Annotated in this window: 18 protein-coding genes; 14 read left to right on the forward strand and 4 right to left on the reverse strand. The window is 72.4% G+C overall.

Annotation, left to right across the window (positions count from 1 at the left end):
- Positions 1-89: 89 nt before the first annotated feature.
- A complete protein-coding gene (locus tag ACOJV9_RS00160; RefSeq protein WP_420183160.1) occupies positions 90-944 on the reverse strand; it encodes an aldo/keto reductase in 855 nt (284 codons plus the stop codon).
- A 27-nt stretch (positions 945-971) separates the two neighbouring features.
- The gene (locus ACOJV9_RS00165) at positions 972-1,613 is read right to left on the reverse strand and encodes an inorganic diphosphatase (protein ID WP_420183750.1); all 642 of its coding nucleotides are present in this window, start codon (positions 1,611-1,613) and stop codon (positions 972-974) included.
- An 87-nt stretch (positions 1,614-1,700) separates the two neighbouring features.
- Here ACOJV9_RS00165 and ACOJV9_RS00170 point away from each other — a divergent pair, with 87 nt between their 5' ends.
- From ACOJV9_RS00170 to ACOJV9_RS00220, 11 genes are all read left to right on the forward strand, one after another.
- A complete protein-coding gene (locus ACOJV9_RS00170) occupies positions 1,701-3,155 on the forward strand; it encodes a D-alanyl-D-alanine carboxypeptidase/D-alanyl-D-alanine-endopeptidase (RefSeq protein WP_420183161.1) in 1,455 nt (484 codons plus the stop codon).
- 10 nt (positions 3,156-3,165) lie between these two features.
- Positions 3,166-4,218 carry a zinc-dependent metalloprotease gene (locus ACOJV9_RS00175; protein WP_420183162.1) on the forward strand — a complete coding sequence of 351 codons (1,053 nt, stop codon included), beginning with the start codon at positions 3,166-3,168 and terminating at the stop codon, positions 4,216-4,218.
- Between the two features lie 7 nt (positions 4,219-4,225).
- Positions 4,226-5,218, forward strand: coding sequence for a tRNA lysidine(34) synthetase TilS (gene tilS, locus ACOJV9_RS00180; protein WP_420183163.1), 993 nt, complete (start codon positions 4,226-4,228; stop codon positions 5,216-5,218).
- Positions 5,218-6,183, forward strand: a complete 966-nt coding sequence (locus ACOJV9_RS00185; protein ID WP_420183164.1) for an ArsR/SmtB family transcription factor — start codon at positions 5,218-5,220, stop codon at positions 6,181-6,183. The genes tilS and ACOJV9_RS00185 overlap by 1 nt, the downstream gene beginning before the upstream one ends.
- Before the next feature lie 236 nt (positions 6,184-6,419).
- Complete coding sequence (gene hpt, locus ACOJV9_RS00190) at positions 6,420-6,971, forward strand: hypoxanthine phosphoribosyltransferase (protein WP_474543805.1); 552 nt, start codon at positions 6,420-6,422, stop codon at positions 6,969-6,971.
- A gap of 14 nt (positions 6,972-6,985) precedes the next feature.
- Complete coding sequence (locus tag ACOJV9_RS00195) at positions 6,986-7,702, forward strand: MBL fold metallo-hydrolase (RefSeq protein WP_420183165.1); 717 nt, start codon at positions 6,986-6,988, stop codon at positions 7,700-7,702.
- A gap of 184 nt (positions 7,703-7,886) precedes the next feature.
- Positions 7,887-10,007 carry an ATP-dependent zinc metalloprotease FtsH gene (gene ftsH, locus ACOJV9_RS00200; RefSeq protein WP_420183166.1) on the forward strand — a complete coding sequence of 707 codons (2,121 nt, stop codon included), beginning with the start codon at positions 7,887-7,889 and terminating at the stop codon, positions 10,005-10,007.
- Between the two features lie 40 nt (positions 10,008-10,047).
- Positions 10,048-10,668 (forward strand): GTP cyclohydrolase I FolE, encoded by a 621-nt coding sequence (gene folE, locus ACOJV9_RS00205; protein WP_420183167.1) that lies wholly within the window; start codon positions 10,048-10,050, stop codon positions 10,666-10,668.
- Between the two features lie 32 nt (positions 10,669-10,700).
- Positions 10,701-11,498 (forward strand): dihydropteroate synthase, encoded by a 798-nt coding sequence (gene folP / locus ACOJV9_RS00210; protein WP_420183752.1) that lies wholly within the window; start codon positions 10,701-10,703, stop codon positions 11,496-11,498.
- A complete protein-coding gene (gene folK / locus ACOJV9_RS00215) occupies positions 11,495-12,379 on the forward strand; it encodes a 2-amino-4-hydroxy-6-hydroxymethyldihydropteridine diphosphokinase (protein ID WP_420183168.1) in 885 nt (294 codons plus the stop codon). The genes folP and folK overlap by 4 nt, the downstream gene beginning before the upstream one ends.
- A complete protein-coding gene (locus ACOJV9_RS00220) occupies positions 12,376-12,837 on the forward strand; it encodes a DUF3180 domain-containing protein (protein ID WP_420183169.1) in 462 nt (153 codons plus the stop codon). Before folK ends, ACOJV9_RS00220 begins: the two co-directional genes overlap by 4 nt.
- 104 nt (positions 12,838-12,941) lie before the next feature.
- On the opposite strand, the gene ACOJV9_RS00225 is transcribed toward ACOJV9_RS00220, so the two are convergent.
- Both ACOJV9_RS00225 and ACOJV9_RS00230 read right to left on the reverse strand, forming a co-directional pair.
- Positions 12,942-14,111: an NADH-quinone oxidoreductase subunit D gene (locus ACOJV9_RS00225; protein ID WP_420183170.1), complete on the reverse strand. Its 1,170-nt coding sequence runs from the start codon at positions 14,109-14,111 to the stop codon at positions 12,942-12,944.
- Positions 14,104-15,048, reverse strand: coding sequence for an SAM-dependent methyltransferase (locus ACOJV9_RS00230; protein ID WP_420183171.1), 945 nt, complete (start codon positions 15,046-15,048; stop codon positions 14,104-14,106). The genes ACOJV9_RS00225 and ACOJV9_RS00230 overlap by 8 nt, the downstream gene beginning before the upstream one ends.
- A gap of 127 nt (positions 15,049-15,175) precedes the next feature.
- On the opposite strand from ACOJV9_RS00230, the gene ACOJV9_RS00235 reads away from it, so the two are divergent.
- The 3 genes from ACOJV9_RS00235 to panD are packed head-to-tail and all read left to right on the forward strand — an operon-like array spanning position 15,176 to position 18,339.
- Entirely contained in the window at positions 15,176-16,963 is a 1,788-nt protein-coding gene (locus ACOJV9_RS00235; protein WP_420183172.1) for a DUF2520 domain-containing protein, read from the forward strand.
- Positions 16,960-17,895 carry a pantoate--beta-alanine ligase gene (gene panC / locus ACOJV9_RS00240; RefSeq protein WP_420183173.1) on the forward strand — a complete coding sequence of 312 codons (936 nt, stop codon included), beginning with the start codon at positions 16,960-16,962 and terminating at the stop codon, positions 17,893-17,895. The genes ACOJV9_RS00235 and panC overlap by 4 nt, the downstream gene beginning before the upstream one ends.
- A gap of 18 nt (positions 17,896-17,913) precedes the next feature.
- Complete coding sequence (panD, locus tag ACOJV9_RS00245; protein WP_420183174.1) at positions 17,914-18,339, forward strand: aspartate 1-decarboxylase; 426 nt, start codon at positions 17,914-17,916, stop codon at positions 18,337-18,339.
- Positions 18,340-18,349 lie beyond the last annotated feature (10 nt).

Below are 18,349 nucleotides of genomic sequence, written 5' to 3' on the forward strand. Positions count from 1 at the left end.
AGGAACCTACGCTGCCCGCTGCGTGGTGTCCCGGGAACGTGCGCGGACGGCAGACGAACGCCGTATGCCGTCCCGCGCACGTCCCGTCGCTACATCTCCTCGTGCGTGTCCGGGTCGCCGTCGAAGAGCCGGCCGTCGGGGCGGCCGAGGGCGGTGATGGCCGACATCTCGTCGTCGGTGAGCGCGAACCCGAAGACGTCGAGGTTGGCCAGCTGGCGCGAGGGCGTTCCGGACTTCGGCAGCGGGATCGCCCCGAGCTGGAGCTGCCAGCGCAGGATGACCTGGGCCGGCTCGACGCCGTGGGCGGAGGCGGCGGCCGCGACCGGGTCGGCTTCGAAGGGCGCCTGGCGCTTGCCCAGGGGGCTCCACGACTCGGTGCGGATGCCGAGGCGCTCGTGCTCGGCCCGCAGCTCGGCCTGAGGGAAGAGCGGGTGCAGCTCGACCTGGTTCACTGCGGGCACGACGCCGGTGTCGTCGATGATGCGGGCGAGGTGCGCCGGCGTGAAGTTGGAGACGCCGATGCTGCGCACGAGCCCTCGCTCGCGGCAGTCGACGAGCGCGCGCCACGCCTCGACGAAGCGGCCCACCGACGGGTTGGGCCAGTGGATGAGGCCGACGTCGAGCTGTTCGAGGCCGAGCTGCTCGAGGCTCGACTCGACCGACGTCACCGCCTTCTCGTAGGCGTGGTCGCGGCCGGGGATCTTGCTCTGCACGACCAGCTCGTCGCGGGCCACGCCCTCAACGGCGGCCCGGCGGATGGCCTCGCCGACCTCCGACTCGTTCTCGTAGTTGACCGCCGTGTCGAGGAGGCGGTAGCCCCCGGTGATCGCCGACGTGATGGCCGCGATGCCCTCCTCACCCTTGAGCGGGTAGGTGCCGAAGCCGATCGCGGGGATCGTCGTGCCGTCGTTGAGCTCGTGAGTGCGCGGGATGTCGGAAGCCATGCCGCCCAACCTACGACGCGGGAAGGGTCAGCTGTCGGGGTTGTCGCTCAGCGGCCGGTCCTTGGTGGCGAGCTCCTCCTTGGCCTTCGCGGCCGCGTGGGCGTGCTCCTCCTGGGTGCGGGCCGCGGAGGCCGCACGCGCGTCGGACTCGTGGGCGGCCGGCATGCGCCAGCGGGCCGTGGACAGCCCGGCCTCCCTGGCCCGCTCGACGGCCTCGGTCACGCAGCGCTCGGCGTCCTCGCGGCCGGCCCAGTGGGCGCCCTCGACGGACTTGCCGGGCTCGAGGTCCTTGTAGGTCTCGAAGAAGTGCTGGATCTCGAGGCGGTCGAACTCGCTGATGTGCTCGAGCTCGGTGATGTGCGCCTTGCGGGGGTCACCCGCGGGGATGCAGAGGATCTTGTCGTCGCCACCGGCCTCGTCGCGCATGTGGAACATGCCGATGGGCCGTGCGCGGACGAGGCAGCCGGGCCACGTCGGCTCGTCGAGCAGGACGAGGGCGTCCAGCGGGTCGCTGTCCTCACCCAGCGTGTCCTCGACGTAGCCGTAGTCCGACGGGTACGCCATCGACGTGAAGAGCATGCGGTCGAGGCGGATGCGGCCGGTCTCGTGGTCCACCTCGTACTTGTTGCGGTGTCCCTTGGGGATCTCGATGGTGACGTCGAACTCCACGGTGGTGGCCTCTTTCGGATCGGTGGTCATGACCTACGCTCGGGCCAGTGTCCCGCATGCACGAGCGGGCACGCGGAAAGGGGTCGGATGCGCCGGGCGGTCGTGGCAGTGGTCACCTGCCTGCTCGTCGGCAGCGTCGGCTACGCCGCGGCGGACGTCGTCGACCTCGCGCCGGGCATCCTCACCTACGACGGGGCACCGGTGAACCCCCCGACGCCGACCGGTTCGCCCTCGGCCACGCCCACCTGGCCCCCGCTGCCGAGCGCGTCTGGAGGCCCGACCGCCACCGGCCCCAGCGCCTCCCCCTCGTCGACCCCGCCCGCGCCGACGACGGCCGGGCTCACCGCCGCCCTCGCGAACCTGGCCAAGGACCCGCGGCTGGGTCCCAGCGTCGGCATCAGCGTCCGCGACGGGCTGACCGGCGAGGAGCTGTATGCCGTCGACCCCTCGACCGCCCGCGCACCCGCCTCGACGCTCAAGGTGCTGAGCGCGTATGCCGTGACCGAGCACCTCGACCTCGACGCCCGGATGACGACGAAGGTCGTCACCGGGGACGACCCGAACGAGCTCGTGCTCGTCTCCGGCGGTGACACCCTCCTGCGCGACGGGGCCTCCGACGAGTCGCTCGTCGCCGGTCGCGCCGGCATCGCCACCCTCGCGGACGAGGTGGCGACCTCGCTCACCGGCCGCAAGGTCGGCGCCGTCACGCTCCGGGTCGACGCCACCTACGCCGCCGGCCCGAGGTACCCGACCACGTGGAAGAAGGAGGACGTCGCCGCCGGGTTCACCCAGTCGGTCTCCATGCTCGACCTCGTCTCCCAGCGTGCCGGCGGCGGACGCGCCGCACCGGCCGTCCCGGAGGCCGGGGTCGCCAGGGCCCTGGCCAAGGCCCTGACCGCACGCGGCCACGCCACCACCGTCGTGCCGGTCACCGGCCCGGGCACCCCGGCGCCGGCGGGCGCGGAGGAGCTGGGGGCCGTCGAGTCCGCGACCTACGGGCAGCACCTCGGTGTCGCCCTCGAGCGCAGCGACAACGCCCTCACCGAGAACCTCGTCCGGCAGGCGATGGTCGCGCAGGGCCAGTCGGCGGCGGACCCGCTGGGGCCCGCGCGCTTCGTCGTCGCCACCCTCGCCGCCGCGGGCGTACCGACGGCAGGGCTCCGCGTCCTCGACACGAGCGGGCTGTCGCCCGGCCAGACCGTCACGGCGACCGCCATCGCCGACGTCCTCGCCCTCGCCACGACCAACGCCGAACCGGAGCTGCGCGAGGCCATGGCCTCCCTGCCCGTCGCCGGGCTCAGCGGCAGCCTCGCCGACCGCTACCGGTCGACGGAGACCAAGGTCGTGGCCGGCATACCGCGGGCCAAGACCGGGACGCTGAGGGGCATCTCCAGCCTCGCCGGGACGACCGTGGACGCCGACGGACGCCTCCTCGCCTTCGTCATCCTGGCCGATCGTGTGCCACCCTCGGCAGGAACGCTGGGCGCACGTGCGGCGTTGGATCGCTTCGTGACCGCGCTGACCCGGTGCGGCTGCCCCTGAGGAGGACCGCGTGAGCAACAGCTACGTCGACTGGGAGTTCGCCAAGACCACCGGCCGGACCCTCGTCCCCGCCGGCCCGGCCGTGTCGGCGGAGGAGGCCGCGGCCGAGGTCGGCGCCATCCGTGCGACCGCACACCGCGCCCACGGGCCGGTGGCCGAGACCTCCCGCCTGCAGACGCCGGACGACGCCCCCGAAGCCCTCGTCGTGGACCGCCCGACGTGGATCGCGACGAACGCGGACTCCATGGGAGCGATGCTGGGCCCGGCGTTCGAGCAGATCATGACCAAGGGCGGGTCCGCCTCACCGCCGAGCGGCTTCGCGACCGCGATCGGCGGCAAGGTCACCGGCGCGGAGGCCGGGGCGCTCCTCGCGTTCCTGTCGAGCAAGGTGCTGGGACAGTACGACCTCGCGCCCGGTGGGAGCCCGGCACTGCTGCTCGTCGCCCCGAACATCGTGCAGGTCCAGCGAGAGCTCGACGTCGACCCCGAGGACTTCCGCGCCTGGGTCTGCATGCACGAGGAGACGCACCGCGTGCAGTTCACCGCCGTCCCGTGGCTGCGTGACCACATGGTCGCCGGTGCGCGCACCCTCGCGACCGAGATGGCGCCTGACCAGGACCGGCTGCAGCAGCTCTCGAAGTCGTTGCGCGAGAAGCTCCCCGAGCTCCTCAGCAGCGGGTCCGGGGGCATCACCGACCTCGTCATGACGCCCGAGCAGCGCGAAAAGCTCGCCGAGCTCACCGCGGTCATGTCCCTGCTCGAGGGACACGCTGACGTCGTCATGGACGACGTGGGTCCGGCCCACATCCCGACGGTCAGCGAGATCCGCGCGAAGTTCAACGAGCGGCGCAAGGGCGTCGGCGCCTTCGACAAGCTGCTGCGCCGCCTGCTGGGGCTCGAGGCCAAGATGCGACAGTACCGCGACGGCGCCGTCTTCGTCCGGGGCGTGCAGGACAAGGTCGGCGTCGACGGCTTCAACGCCATCTGGACCTCGCCCGAGACGCTGCCGCGCCCGCTCGAGATTACCGACCCGGCTGCCTGGGTCACGCGCGTCCACGGCTGACCCGACCATGTCCGGTCCGCACCCCGCGACCGCGAAGGTCCGGCGTGCCGTCCGCGCCGCCCTCGCCGACCTCAGCCTGCCCGGCACCGTGGTGCTCGTGGCGTGCAGCGGGGGTGGGGACTCGATGGCGCTCGCCGAGGCGGTCGCCCACGAGCAGCGTCACGCGGCCTGGCGCGCCGGCGCGGTCGTCGTCGACCACGGGCTGCAGGCCGGGTCCGGCGAGGTGGCGGCACGCACCGTCGACCGGCTGACCGACCTCGGGCTCGCGCCGGTCGAGGTGGTGCGGGTCGAGGTCGCGCCCGACGGGGCGGGCCTGGAGGCCGCGGCCCGGGCCGCGCGCCACGCCGCCCTCGAGGAGGCGGCCACCCGGCTGGGGGCCGCGGCGGTGCTGCTCGGCCACACCCTCGACGACCAGGCCGAGCAGGTGCTGCTCGGCCTCGTGCGCGGCTCCGGTGCACGCTCCCTGGCCGGTATGCCGTTCGCCCGCGGCCTGCTTCGACGTCCGCTTCTCGGGGTGACCCGGGCGGAGTGCCGCGAGTCCTGCACCGCCGAGGGGGTCGGGTGGTGGGACGACCCCATGAACGAGGACACCCGCCATGCCCGGGTGCGGGCCCGCCGGGCCGTGGCGGACCTCGAGGCCGACCTGGGGCCCGGGGTGGTGGCGGCCCTGGGGCGGACTGCCGACCAGCTCCGCGAGGACGCCGACCACCTGGACGCCCTCGCCGACGCGGCCGCCCGCGACCTCGGCCCGGGGCCGTGGGCCGCCGAGGACCTCGCGGCCCTGCCCCGGGCGGTCCGCACCCGCACCTGGAGGAGGCTGCTCGTCGCGGCGGGTGCGCCGGCCGGACAGGTGAGCACCCGGCATACGGACGCCTGTGACGCCCTGGTCACGCACTGGCACGGGCAGGGGCCGGCGCACGTGCCGGGGAGGCTGCGGGTGGTGCGGCGTGAGGGGAACGTCGTCGTGCAGACCGCACCGGACGACGAGGACGGCGCCTGATGGTGAGCTACCGGATCACCGAGCGGGACCTGACGACCGCGACGTTCGGCGTCTCGGTCCTCAGCGAGACGACCCTGTCGCTGCGCGCGGTCTGGCGGCCGAAGGTCTACCCGCACATGGCGCCGTGGCGGCGGGCCGTCGAGCCGCGCCTCGCGCAGGTCGACCTCGAGATGCTGCTGGCGCTCGTGGCGCCGGACTACTCCACGCCGGAGTTCCTCAACCCACGCCCGGTGGCCGCGACGACGGAGTTCGCCGACGAGCTGGCCACGGTGGCACGCACGTCCTCCCGGATCGTGGACCGGGACCTCGACGACCTCTACCCCTCCGGGCGTCCCGCCGCCCTGACCGGCCCGGCGGCCCGGGTGCTCGAGCGGGTTGTCGCGGCCCTCGACGGCTACTGGCACACCTGCGTGCGCCCCTGGTGGTCGCCGATGAACGCGAACCTGTGGGGCGACATCACCATGCGTGCGGTGACGAGCAGCCGCATCGGACTGCGGCCCATGCTCGAGGAGCTGAGCCCGGCGCTGACGATCGGCGAGCACGAGATCCACGCCTGGAACCCCAGCGGCCCGCACTTCGACGCCGACGCGCGGGACCGCGGGCTGGTGTTCGTGCCCACGCATTTCACGCCGCACGCGTCGTACCCGTTCAACGCGGACGCCCCGCCCTACATCCTCTACCCGGCGCTGGGACGAGGTCGCCTGCACCAGCCGCCGTCCGCCCCGGAGCGGGCGGCGAAGCTCCTCGGTGCGACGAGGGCGAGGCTGCTGACCACGCTGGGCGAGCCCATGTCGAGCACGACGGTCGCGTCCCGCCGGGGGATCAGCGTCTCCGCGGCCAACCAGCAGCTGCGCTGGCTGCGCGACGTGGGACTGGTCACGAGCATCCGCGACGGCCGGTCGCTGCTGTACTTCCGGACCTCGGCGGCGGAGGCGATTCTCGGCGACCTCGGTCCGCCGACCTGAGCACCCCTCCTCGCCCAGGTCGGCGCGAGGGCCAGGGCACGCCAAGGCTTCACCCCCGGTCCACCGTTGGCCAATTCTGAAGCAAAAGTCTTCATCGTCCCTGCTCAGAGGGTCGCGACGAGAGCCGCCCGACGAGGTGGGGTCGAGAACCGGGCTCCCGGGTGTCCGTCCCGTCGGCCGGTCCGGTTGACTGTCCCCACGACGGACCGTCGCCGACACGACAGGGAGAGTGCACCGTGGACGCTGCCCACATGGGGGCCGACCTCGAGCGGGTCCTCATCACCGAGGACGAGATCCATGCCCGGCTCGCCGAGCTGGCGGAGGAGATCGCCGCCGAGTACGCCAACAAGGACGTCCTGCTGGTCGGGGTCCTCAAGGGAGCCGTCATGGTGATGGCCGACCTCATGCGGGCCCTGCCGATGACGGCCCCGGTCGACTGGATGGCGGTCTCGTCCTACGGCTCCGGCACCAAGAGCTCAGGTGTGGTCCGCATCCTCAAGGACCTCGACGCCGACATCTCCGGCAGGCACGTCCTCATCGTCGAGGACATCGTCGACTCGGGCCTGACCCTCTCGTGGATTCGGGCGAACCTCGAGTCGCGCAACCCCGCGTCCGTCGAGATCGTCACGCTGCTGCGCAAGCCGGGGGCCGCCAAGGTCGAGGTGGACGTCAAGTGGGTCGGCTTCGACATCCCGAACGAGTTCGTCGTGGGCTACGGCCTCGACTACGCGGAGCAGTACCGCGGGCTGCGCCAGGTCGGGACGCTCGCACCGCACGTCTACAGCTGACCGACGGGACCGCCATGGCTGCCGAGCTCGTCGTCCCCCTCGCTCCCGGCGTGTGGCGCATCCGGCTGCTGCGCGACCTCGTCAACGGCTTCATCTTCCGCGACGACGACGGCCAGGTGACCCTTGTCGACATGGGGCTGAGGTCGCACGGCCCCAAGGTCATGGCGGCGCTGACCTCGATCGGCTCCGGCCCGGGCGACGTCACGCGCCTGCTGCTCACCCACGCGCACCCGGACCACGCCGGCGGGACGGCGCACGTCTCGCGCGAGACCGGGCTCCCGGTCGACATCCACGAGGCCGACGCCGAGTTCGTCCGCGCGGGTCAGGCTCCACCGCGCGACGAGTCGCTGCGGATCGGCGCGCTCGCCAACCGGATCGGCCGCGGACGTCGTGACTTCGAGCCGATCGAGGTGGGCGAGACGTTCGTCGACGGGCAGGTGGTGCCCGTCGCCGGCGGTCTCGAGGTGGTCCACACCCCGGGGCACTCACCCGGCCACGCGGCATACCTCCACCGCGACAGCGGCGTCCTCATCACCGGCGACTCGATCTTCAACGTCCGTGGCCTGCGCTGGCCGATCAAGGCGTTCTGCACGAACTTCGTCATGACGACGCAGACGGCGGAGCGGCTGACGACGCTGGACTACACGACCGCGGCGTTCACCCACGGCGCCGAGCTGCGGGACAACCCGCGGGTCGCGATCGGTGACTTCCTCGCCCGAGCCCGCCGCTGAGCGTCCGCCGGGCCGTCGTCGGACCCCGGAACACCGCGCATCCGCCGCTCGTTGTCCCGTCGGACGCGCCCCGTGCAGCCGCCCTGGTGGCGGGTAGCGTGTACCCCCAGGCCTGTGGCGCGCGAGCGCGCACGGAGAGCTCGTCGATCAGGAGGACATGGGGCTTTCGGCCCCATCCACATTCATGAATGCCAAGCGCGTGTTCAAGACCCCACTCTTCTGGGTCCTGGCGGTCATCGCCATCACCGTCGTCATGTTCTCCCTCGGGGGCGACGGCGGCTACGCGACGATCGACACGGCCAAGGCCGAGAAGCTCATCACCGACAACAAGGTGGACAAGGCCGAGCTGACGAGCGACAACATCCTGCGGCTCGACCTCAAGGCCGACTCGCCCTACAGCGACGCCGACGCCAGCATCTCGGGCGCCGACAAGGTGCAGGCCGAGTTCGTCGAGGCCCGCGCCGAGTCGCTGGTGGAGCTGGTCAAGGCGAACCCGCCGGCGGACGGCTACAACGACAAGCGGGAGACGCAGAACCCGTTCTGGACGCTGTTCATCAGCATCTTCCCGATCCTGCTGCTCGTCGGTCTCTTCTGGTTCATGATGAGCCAGGCCCAGGGCGGCGGCTCACGCGTCATGCAGTTCGGCAAGTCCAAGGCCAAGCTGCACAGCAAGGACACGCCCAAGGTCACCTTCGACGACGTCGCCGGAGCCGACGAGGCCGTGCAGGAGCTCCACGAGATCAAGGAGTTCCTCGCCGACCCGGCCAAGTTCCTCGCCGTCGGCGCCAAGATCCCCAAGGGGGTCCTGCTCTACGGCCCGCCCGGGACCGGCAAGACCCTGCTCGCGCGCGCCGTCGCCGGCGAGGCGGGGGTGCCGTTCTACTCGATCTCCGGCTCGGACTTCGTCGAGATGTTCGTCGGTGTCGGCGCCTCGCGCGTCCGTGACCTCTTCGAGCAGGCCAAGGCCAACGCCCCCGCCATCGTCTTCGTCGACGAGATCGACGCCGTCGGTCGCCACCGCGGCGCCGGTCTCGGTGGCGGTCACGACGAGCGCGAGCAGACGCTCAACCAGCTCCTCGTCGAGATGGACGGCTTCGACGTCAAGACCAACGTCATCCTCATCGCGGCGACCAACCGCCCCGACATCCTCGACCCGGCCCTGCTCCGTCCCGGCCGCTTCGACCGGCAGATCGCCGTCGAGGCCCCCGACATGCTCGGTCGCCACCGCATCCTCGAGGTCCACTCACAGGGCAAGCCGATGGCGCCGGGCGTGGACCTGCTCGCCGTGGCCCGTCGCACCCCGGGCTTCACCGGTGCCGACCTCGCCAACGTCCTCAACGAGGCGGCGCTGCTGACCGCCCGCTCCGACCAGAAGCTCATCGACGACTCGACGCTCGACGAGGCCATCGACCGCGTCATCGCCGGTCCGCAGAAGAAGACGCGGATCATGTCGGCCAAGGAGCGCAAGATCACCGCCTACCACGAGGGTGGCCATGCGCTCGTCGCCTCGGCGATGAACCACACCGACCCCGTGACGAAGGTGACGATCCTGCCGCGCGGCCGGGCGCTGGGCTACACGATGGTCATGCCGCTCGACGACAAGTACTCGACGACGCGCAACGAGATCCTCGACCAGCTCGCGTTCGCCCTCGGCGGCCGCGTCGCGGAGGAGATCATCTTCCACGACCCCACCACCGGCGCCGCCAACGACATCGAGAAGGCCACCGCGATGGCCCGCAAGATGGTCACCGAGTACGGCATGAGCGACCGGGTCGGCGCCATCAAGCTGGGGCAGAGCCAGGGTGAGGTCTTCCTCGGCCGCGACATGGGTCACCAGCGCGACTACTCGGAGAAGGTCGCCGGCATCGTCGACGAGGAGGTGCGTGGCCTCATCGAGGCGGCGCACGACGAGGCGTGGCACGTCATCAACGACAACCGCCACATCCTTGACCGTCTCGTCCTCGACCTGCTCGAGAAGGAGACCCTCAACGCGGCGGAGCTCGCCGACATCTTCTCCGGCATCTCCAAGCGGCCGCTGCGGCCGACCTGGCTGTCGAGCGAGCACCGGGCCATCTCCGACCAGCCCCCCGTGCTCACCCCGGCCGAGAAGGCGGCGCTCAACGGTCACGACCGGTCCGGCGCCCCGGCAGGGGCCCACGTCAACGAGGGCGACCCGTCGACGACGGCGGCGATCGACCGTGCCGCGACGGACGGGGCGCACCCGGCCGCCGAGGCGGCCGAGCACCCGCCCACCCAGGTCATCGAGGTGCCCGAGGGCCAGCGTGTCGACCCCGACGCCCACTGAGGGCGGGGCGGACGCGGTGGGCGAGTCCGTGAGGTCCGGTGTGCCCGACCTGACGGAGCTGGCCGTCGAAAGCACCAGCGTCCCCCCGAGGCAGGTGGACCACGAGCGGGCCCGCGCCGCGGTCCGCGAGTTCCTCGTCGCGATCGGGGAGGACCCCGACCGTGAGGGCCTGCTCGACACCCCCGACCGCGTCGCGCGGGCGGCCACCCAGCTGTTCGCCGGCCTGTCACAGGACCCGGTCGAGATCCTGTCGGCGCGCTTCTCGATCGACCACGAAGAGCTCATCATCGTGCGCGACATCGAGATCTACTCGACCTGCGAGCACCACCTGCTGCCCTTCCACGGTGTGGCGCACGTCGGCTACATCCCGGCGCCCGACGGCACCGTCACCGGCCTGTCGAAGCTGGCCCGGCTCGTCGACGTCTTCGCCCGGCGCCCGCAGGTGCAGGAGCGCATCACGACGCAGGTCGCCGACGCGCTCGTCGACCACCTCGGCGTGCAGGGCGTCATCGTCGTCATCGAGGCCGAGCACCTCTGCATGTCCATGCGGGGCGTGCACAAGCCCGGGTCGCGCACCATCACCTCCGCGGTGCGTGGCCAGCTGCGCGACCCCGCCACCCGGGCAGAGGCGATGTCGCTCCTGCTCGGCGGCAAACGGTGATCCCGCTCCACGCCGGTCCCCGACCGCTCGTCATGGGCGTCGTCAACGTCACCCCCGACTCCTTCAGCGACGGCGGTGAGTGGTTCGAGCCCGAGGCGGCCATCGGCCACGGGCGCGAGCTGCTCGCCGCGGGCGCCGACCTCCTCGACATCGGTGGTGAGTCGACCCGTCCGGGTGCCGAGCGTCCCTCGGTGGAGGAGGAGCTGAGACGGGTCCTGCCGGTCGTGCGCGAGCTCGCCTCGGCCGGTGCGGTCGTCTCGATCGACACGATGCGCGCCGAGGTCGCCGGCGCGGCGCTCGACGCCGGCGCCTCGCTCGTCAACGACGTCAGCGGTGGCCTCGCGGACGACGACATGGCCGGCGTCGTGGCGGACGCCGGCGCACCGTTCGTCGTCATGCACTGGCGCGGACACAGCGCCGACATGCAGTCGCGCGCGATCTACGCGGACGTCGTCACCGAGGTCTGCGCCGAGCTCTTGGAGCGGTTGGACGCCCTGCAGGACAAGGGCATCCGTGGCGAGAACCTCGTCGTCGACCCCGGCTTCGGCTTCGCCAAGACCGCGGCACACAACTGGTCCCTGCTCCGGCGGCTCGACGAGGTCCTGGCCCTCGGCCACCCCGTCCTCGTCGGCACCTCGCGCAAGACGTTCCTCGGCCGACTCGGTCTCGCCGAGGGGGCGGACCCGCATCCCCCCACCGAGCGCGACCTCGCGACGGCGGTGACGTCGTTCCACGCGGCCCGGCACGGGGCCTGGGCCGTCCGGGTCCATGACGTCGCCTCGACGATGCGGGCGCTCGACGTGGCCGACGCCCTGGGGGGGGCCCGATGAGCGACCGCATCACCCTCAAGGGCGTGTCCGCCCAGGGTTTCCACGGCGTCCTCGACTTCGAGAAGCGTGACGGGCAGACCTTCGTCGTCGACGTGGAGATGGACGTCGACCTCACCCAGGCCGGGACGAGCGACGACCTCGTCGACACCGTCAACTACGCCGAGGTGGCCACCGACGTCGTCACGCTCATCGAGGGCGAGTCGCTCGACCTCATCGAGGCCCTGGCCGACCGGATCGCCGCCAAGGTGCTGACCCGTCCGCTCGTCGAGTCGGTCGTCGTCACGGTGCACAAGCCGCAGGCGCCGGTCGGCCACCCCTTCACCGACGTCGCCGTGACCGTCGAGCGGGTGCGCGAGACCCCGGTCGTCATCGCGATCGGCTCGAACATGGGTGAGCCGCTCGAGACGGTCCAGAACGCCGTCAGTGCCCTGTGGATCGCCCTGGACCTCAAGGCCGCCTCGCGGGTCTACGAGACGGCCCCGGTGGGCGGCCCGGCGCAGTCCGCCTATCTCAACGCCGTCGTCGTCGGCACGACGCAGATGTCGCCGCAGCGGCTGCTGCGCACGATGCAGGACATCGAGCTCGAGCACGGCCGGGTCCGCAAGGAGCGCTGGGGCCCGCGCACGCTCGACCTCGACCTCATCCAGTACGGCGACCCCGTCTTCGACACCGACGTCCGCCTGGCGACCGACGCCCTGACCCTGCCCCACCCTCGCGCCCACGAGCGCGCCTTCGTCCTCGTGCCGTGGGCGGACGCGGATGCCGAGGCGACCCTGCGGGTCGACGGCCAGGTGCGACGCGTCTCCGAGCTCCTCGCCGAGGTCGGGCGAGAGGGCGTGGTCCTCGGACCCGACGTCGACCTCCTGGAGGACGGGTGGTGACAGGTCGCGGCGTCCGCGCCGGCACCGCGCTGCTCGTCGCGCTCGCAGTCGGTGGCGCGTCGTGGCTGCTGTGGGAGCTCACCACCGGCGAGGGCACCCTCGTGCCCCGGCCCTCCTGGTTGGCTGCGACGCTGCTCGTTGCGATGGCCGCGTTCGTCCTCGGGTTCGCCTGGCCGGTGCGCGCCTACCTCGGCGGCCGCTCGACGCGCCGCCTCGACCCGCTGCGCGCGGCCCGCATCGTCGTGCTCGCGCAGGCCGCCACCCTCACCGGTGCCGCCGCCGTCGGTTGGTATGCCGGCCAGCTCGCCGTCGTGGCCGGTGACCTCTCGCTCGTGGCGAACCAGGACCGGCTCTGGCGCCTGGGGGTGCTCGTGGGTGCCGCCGTCGTGCTGGCGCTCGCCGGGCTCATCGCGCAGCACTGGTGCCGGGTCGACCCTCGCGACGACGACGAGGACTGACCCGCACGAACGGGTTCCCGAACCGGTTCGTCGCTCGTGGACCGGATCGATCGGGCCTGCGAGCCACACCTCGGTTCGCGAACCCGAACGGCCCGCAGGACGGGCTACTTGTCGACGTCCCCGACGACGAAGAACGTCGAGCCGAGGATCGCGACCATGTCGGAGACGAGCGTCCCCGGCAGCAGCTCGGTGAGCACCTGCACGTTGTTGAACGACGCCGAGCGCAGCTTGAGGCGCCACGGCGTCTTCTCGCCCCGCGAGACGAGGTAGTAGCCGTTGAACCCCAGCGGGTTCTCGGTCGCGACATAGGTCTCGCCCTCCGGGACCTTGAGCACCTTGGGGAGCCGCTGGTTCACCGGGCCGGGAGCCAGGGACCCGAGCACCGACAGGCAGTGCTCGACGAGGTCGAGGCTGACGTGGACCTGCTCGAGCAGCACCTCGAGGCGCGACAGGCAGTCTCCCGCGGTGCGCGTCACGACCCGGCCGGGTCCACCCTCGGCGAACAGGCCGGCATACGCGAGATAGGGCTGGTCCCGCCTCAGGTCCACGTCGACCCCCGAGGCGCGGGCGATGGGTCCGGAGACGCCGTAGGCGTGGACGGTGGCGGCGTCCAGCACGCCCACCCCACGCGTGCGGGCGTTGAGGATCTCGTTGCCGACGAGCATCGACTCGAGGTCCGGGAGCCGTCCGCGCACGGCCTGCACGGCGTGGTCGACCCGGCCGAGCCAGCCCGCCGGGACGTCCTCCTTGAGACCACCGACGCGGTTGAACATGTAGTGCATCCGCCCGCCGGAGGCCTCCTCCATCACCGCCTGCAGCTCCTCGCGCTCGCGGAACGCGTAGAAGACCGGCGTGATCGCGCCGAGCTCCAGCGGGTAGGAGCCCAGGAACATGAGGTGGTTGAGGACCCGGTTGAGCTCGGCGAGCATCGTCCGCAGCCACACGGCCCGCTCGGGCACCTCCATGCCGAGCATCTCCTCGACTGCGAGGACGACGCCGAGCTCGTTGCTGAACGCCGAGAGCCAGTCGTGGCGGTTGGCGAGGACGACGATCTGCCGGTAGTCCCGCACCTCGAAGAGCTTCTCCGCACCGCGGTGCATGTAGCCGATGATCGGCTCGGCACGCACGATGCGCTCCCCGTCGAGCGTGAGCCGCAGCCGCAGCACGCCGTGGGTGGCCGGGTGCTGCGGGCCGATGTTGAGCACCATGTCGGCCGTCGCGAGGCCACCGGCGCCGACGGCCACCGTGGTCGTCCGCGACGTCGACTCAGGCATGGCCCCGAGTATGCCGCGTCATCGCCCAGGAGAAGCCGCCGAGCCCGTCCGGGTCGGTGAGCGCGGCGATGCTGCTGCTGCGCCCCAGGTCGCGCACGTAGCCGAGCGGGTCGGTGCTCGCCCCGGCGTGGTCCGGGGTCGACGCCGTGAAGCCGAGTCGCCGGAGGAGGTCGCGCTGGGTCACGACCTCGTCAGCGCCGAGGCTGTCCACGGCGACGTGGGCGGTGAGGTCGTGCTGCCCGTCCGGGACGGCGTCGGTCAGGACCCCGGACCGGTATGCCGTGAGGCTGCCGCGCGCCGGACGGGTGGTCCTCGTGTGCCCGTAGTCAACGGCGACGGTGAGGCCAGATGCACTGCGGGACAGCAGGTCTCGCCAGGCGATGTCACGGCTGAGCCCGATCTCCACCCTCTCGCCGGGTGTCGTCGTGGCCCACCACGCGTCCGCCCAGGCGAGCTCCACGCCGTCGATCGGGTCGCCCAACGACTCGGTGCCGGACTGGTCCACGAGGACCTCGCGCAGGGTGCCGTCGCCGTCGACCTCCGCAACGGTGCACGGGACGACGTCGAGCCACTCGTGGGCGAGGACGAGGGCCTCGAGGCCGCCCAGGCCGTCGGGGAGCCCGGCGCCGCCGGGGGAGCGCAGCCACGCCACGGCCTCCGGGAGGCCGGCCGGGCGGTCCACGACGTCCACCCCGAGGAGCTCGAGCTCGGGGCGCTGGTCGTGCAGGTGCGCGAGCAGCTCCCCGCGGCCGCACGCGAGGTCGACCACACGGCATACGCCGCTGTCGTCGGCGAGGCGCGCGACCACCTCGGCGAGGACGGCACCCAGCTCCCCGTGCGCGGAGGTCGTGAAGTGCCCGGCGGGTCCCTCGTCGCGCCGGTAGAAGCCGTCCGGTCCGTAGAGCGCGTCCTGCCACGCCTCGCGCCACCTCTGCATGCCTGAATCCTGCCTCGTGTGCCCCAGCGGAAGCCGGAGGTTCCTCTGGGGCACACAAGGCAGCCGGTGGGAGGTCCTGTGGATGACGCGGCGGCCGGGTCCCCGTTCTTGGACAGCATCACGGGTCATGAGGCCGCTTCCACCCGAGGTCGTCGCGCTCGCCAACCGCCAGAGCGGGGTCGTCGCCCGCCGGCAGCTGCGGCGAGCCGGCTTCACGCGCAAGCACGTGGACGCGCAGCTGGCGGCCGAACGGTGGCGGGAGCGCAGCCCCTCCGTGGTCAGCACGTTCACCGGGGACCTCACCCGCGAGCAGCTCGCGTGGCTCGGGGTGCTGCACGCCGGGCCGCCGGCGATCGTGGGTGGCTACAGCGCGCTCGAGCTCCACGGGCTCGCGAACTGGCACCGCCCGGACATCACCGTGCTGGTCCATGACGAAGAGCACCTCGAGCCGCTTGCCGGGGTCGACTGGTTCCGGACCCGACGGCCCTTGGACCTGTGGCACTCGGGGAGCCGGGAGCTGCCCATGGCTCGGGTGGAGCCCGCGGCCCTGCTGTGCGCAGCCTACGAACCGAGCTGGCGGACCGCCCAGGGGCTGCTGGCGGCGGTCGTCCAGGAGCGGCTCACGACGGCCGCCGGGCTCGGCGCGCAGCTGGAGCGCATGAAGCCGCTCCGGCGTGCGCCCCGCTTCCGGGTGCTGCTGGCGGAGATCGAGGGTGGCGCCGGCTCGCTCGCGGAGATCGACGTGACCCGGATGTGCCGCGACCACGGCCTGCCACGCCCGACCCGCCAGCGGCGTCGCAAGGACCACGCCGGCCGGTGGCGCTACACCGACTGCGAGTGGGACCTGCCCGACGGCACCGTGCTCGTCCTCGAGGTGGACGGCGCGTTCCACATGAAGGTGGAGCACTGGGAGGACGACATCCAGCGCCAGCGGCGGCTCACCACGGACTCGCTGCCTTGTGTGCCTGAGCGGAACCTCTGGCTTCCGCTGGGGCACACAAGGCCTAGGTTTGGGGGCGTGAACGCAGGCGAGCACCCCGCGCGGCTCTCGATCGGGGTCATCGGCGCCGGTCGCGTCGGTGCCGTCCTGGGTGCCGCGCTCGGCCGCGCCGGCCACCACGTGCAGGCCGCGTATGCCGTGAGCGACGAGAGCCGGGACCGTGCGGCCGCGCTGCTCCCGGGTGTCCCGCTCAGGGACGTGCCCGACGTCATCGACGGCGCCGATCTCGTGCTGCTCGCCGTGCCCGACGACTCCCTGGCCGAGCTGGTGAGCGGTCTCGCGGCCACCGACGCGTGGCAGGCGGGACAGATCGTCGTGCACACCTCGGGCCGGCACGGCACGAGCATCCTGCGGCCGGCGATGCGCTCGCACGTCCTCCCGCTGGCGATCCACCCGGCGATGACCTTCACGGGGACCGCCCTCGACCTCGGCCGGCTCGAGGAGTGCGCCTTCGGCATCAGCGGCCCGGAGGCGCTGCGCCCGATGGCGGAGGCGCTCGTCGTCGAGATGGGGGGTGACCCGGTGTGGGTGGCCGAGGAACAGCGCAGCGCCTACCACGCGGCGCTCGCGCACGGCTCCAACCATCTCGTCACCCTGGTCGCCGAGGCGATGGAGGTGCTGCGGGCCGCCGGTGTCGAGAACCCGCGCGCGGTCCTGGGCCCACTCAGCCGCGCCGCCCTCGACAACGCCCTGCGCCTGGGTGACGCAGCGCTCACCGGTCCCGTCGCCCGCGGCGATGTGGGTACCGTGGGCACGCACCTGCGCGAGCTGGACCGGATCTCCCCCGAGATCCGCACGACCTACGTCGCCATGGCCCGGGCCACCGCGGTGCGTGCACTCGAGAGCGGGCGGCTCCAGCCGTCGGCCGCCGAGCCCTTGCTCGACATCCTCGCCGACCAGGAGCCACCCCCGTGACCCAAGCCCCGACCACGCCGCTGGTCGTGACCAGCCGCGACGACCTGCGCGCCGCCCGTGCCGCGCTCAGCGGCGACGACGTCGCGGTCGTCATGACGATGGGGGCGCTGCACGAGGGGCACGCCGAGCTGATCCGCGAGGCGCGGCGGGCGGCCGAGCACGTCATCCTCACGATCTTCCTCAACCCCCTGCAGTTCGGTCCCAAGGAGGACCTGTCCCGCTATCCCCGCACGTTCGACGACGACATGCGGATCGCCACCGACGCCGGGGTCGACCTCGTCTTCGCGCCCACCCCCGACGTGGTCTACCCCGACGGCGACCCCGGGGTGCGCGTCTCGGCCGGTCCGCTCGGCGACGTCCTCGAGGGCACGTCACGTCCCGGGCACTTCGACGGCATGCTCACCGTCGTCGGCAAGCTGCTGCACCTCACCGGTGCCCGCCGGGCCTTCTTCGGGCAGAAGGACGCGCAGCAGCTCCTCCTCATCCGGCGCATGGTGCGTGACCTGGACTTCCCCGTCGAGGTGGTCTCCGTCCCGACGGTGCGGGAGAGCGACGGGCTCGCCCTCAGCAGCCGCAACACCTACCTCACCCCCTCCGACCGTGAGGTCGCCCTCTGCCTCAGCCGGGCGCTCGCTCGAGGCGGTGAGGCCGCAGCCCTCGGCCCCTCGGCCATCCGCCGCGCCGCCCGCGCAGTGCTCGTCGAGGAGCCGCTCGCCCTCGTCGACTACCTCGTCCTCGTCCACCCGAGCACCCTCCAGGACGTGCCCGAGTGGTACCGCGGGGAGGCCCTGCTCGCCGTCGCCGCCCGCGTCGGCACCACCCGGCTCATCGACAACACCCCGATCCTCGTCGGGCCGGGTGGCGGACGCCTCGACGTCTTCTCGCAGCCCGACCCGAACGGCACGACCCCCGCCGGCCCCGCCGCCGGCTGACCCCAGGAGCCCACGCCCATGTACCGCTACATGCTGCACAGCAAGATCCACCGCGCGACGGTGACCCAGGCCGACCTGCACTACGTCGGCTCGCTCACCATCGACATGGACCTCATGGAGGCCGCGGACCTGCTCCCCGGACAGCAGGTCGACGTCGTCGACGTCGACAACGGCAACCGGCTGACGACCTACGCCATCGAGGGCGAGCGCGGCACCGGCATCCTCTGCATCAACGGCGCGGCCGCCAGGCTCATCTCGCCCGGCGACACCGTGATCATCATCGCCTACGCGTCCATGACCGACGAGGACGCACGCAGCCACGACCCGCACGTCGTCTTCGTCGACAAGGACAACAGGATCGTCGAGGTCGGCGACGACGGCGGTGACGTCCCGGAGGGCTACGGCCTCATGACGTCGGCCGTGACGAAGCGCTCCCACGGGTGACCGCGGCCTC

Source organism: Knoellia terrae (assembly GCF_048606435.1).
GTDB classification, from domain to species: Bacteria; Actinomycetota; Actinomycetes; order Actinomycetales; family Dermatophilaceae; genus Knoellia; species Knoellia terrae.

Excerpts from the sequence above, each read along its gene's own strand:
- ACOJV9_RS00160 (WP_420183160.1), bottom strand. The coding sequence starts at position 944 with ATGGCTTCCGACATCCCGCGCACTCACGAGCTCAACGACGGCACGACG.
- ACOJV9_RS00170 (WP_420183161.1), top strand. The coding sequence starts at position 1,701 with ATGCGCCGGGCGGTCGTGGCAGTGGTCACCTGCCTGCTCGTCGGCAGC.
- tilS (WP_420183163.1), top strand. The coding sequence starts at position 4,226 with ATGTCCGGTCCGCACCCCGCGACCGCGAAGGTCCGGCGTGCCGTCCGC.
- ACOJV9_RS00185 (WP_420183164.1), top strand. The coding sequence starts at position 5,218 with ATGGTGAGCTACCGGATCACCGAGCGGGACCTGACGACCGCGACGTTC.
- ACOJV9_RS00195 (WP_420183165.1), top strand. The coding sequence starts at position 6,986 with ATGGCTGCCGAGCTCGTCGTCCCCCTCGCTCCCGGCGTGTGGCGCATC.
- ftsH (WP_420183166.1), top strand. The coding sequence starts at position 7,887 with ATGAATGCCAAGCGCGTGTTCAAGACCCCACTCTTCTGGGTCCTGGCG.
- folP (WP_420183752.1), top strand. The coding sequence starts at position 10,701 with ATGGGCGTCGTCAACGTCACCCCCGACTCCTTCAGCGACGGCGGTGAG.
- folK (WP_420183168.1), top strand. The coding sequence starts at position 11,495 with ATGAGCGACCGCATCACCCTCAAGGGCGTGTCCGCCCAGGGTTTCCAC.
- ACOJV9_RS00225 (WP_420183170.1), bottom strand. The coding sequence starts at position 14,111 with ATGCCTGAGTCGACGTCGCGGACGACCACGGTGGCCGTCGGCGCCGGT.
- ACOJV9_RS00230 (WP_420183171.1), bottom strand. The coding sequence starts at position 15,048 with ATGCAGAGGTGGCGCGAGGCGTGGCAGGACGCGCTCTACGGACCGGAC.
- ACOJV9_RS00235 (WP_420183172.1), top strand. The coding sequence starts at position 15,176 with ATGAGGCCGCTTCCACCCGAGGTCGTCGCGCTCGCCAACCGCCAGAGC.
- panD (WP_420183174.1), top strand. The coding sequence starts at position 17,914 with ATGTACCGCTACATGCTGCACAGCAAGATCCACCGCGCGACGGTGACC.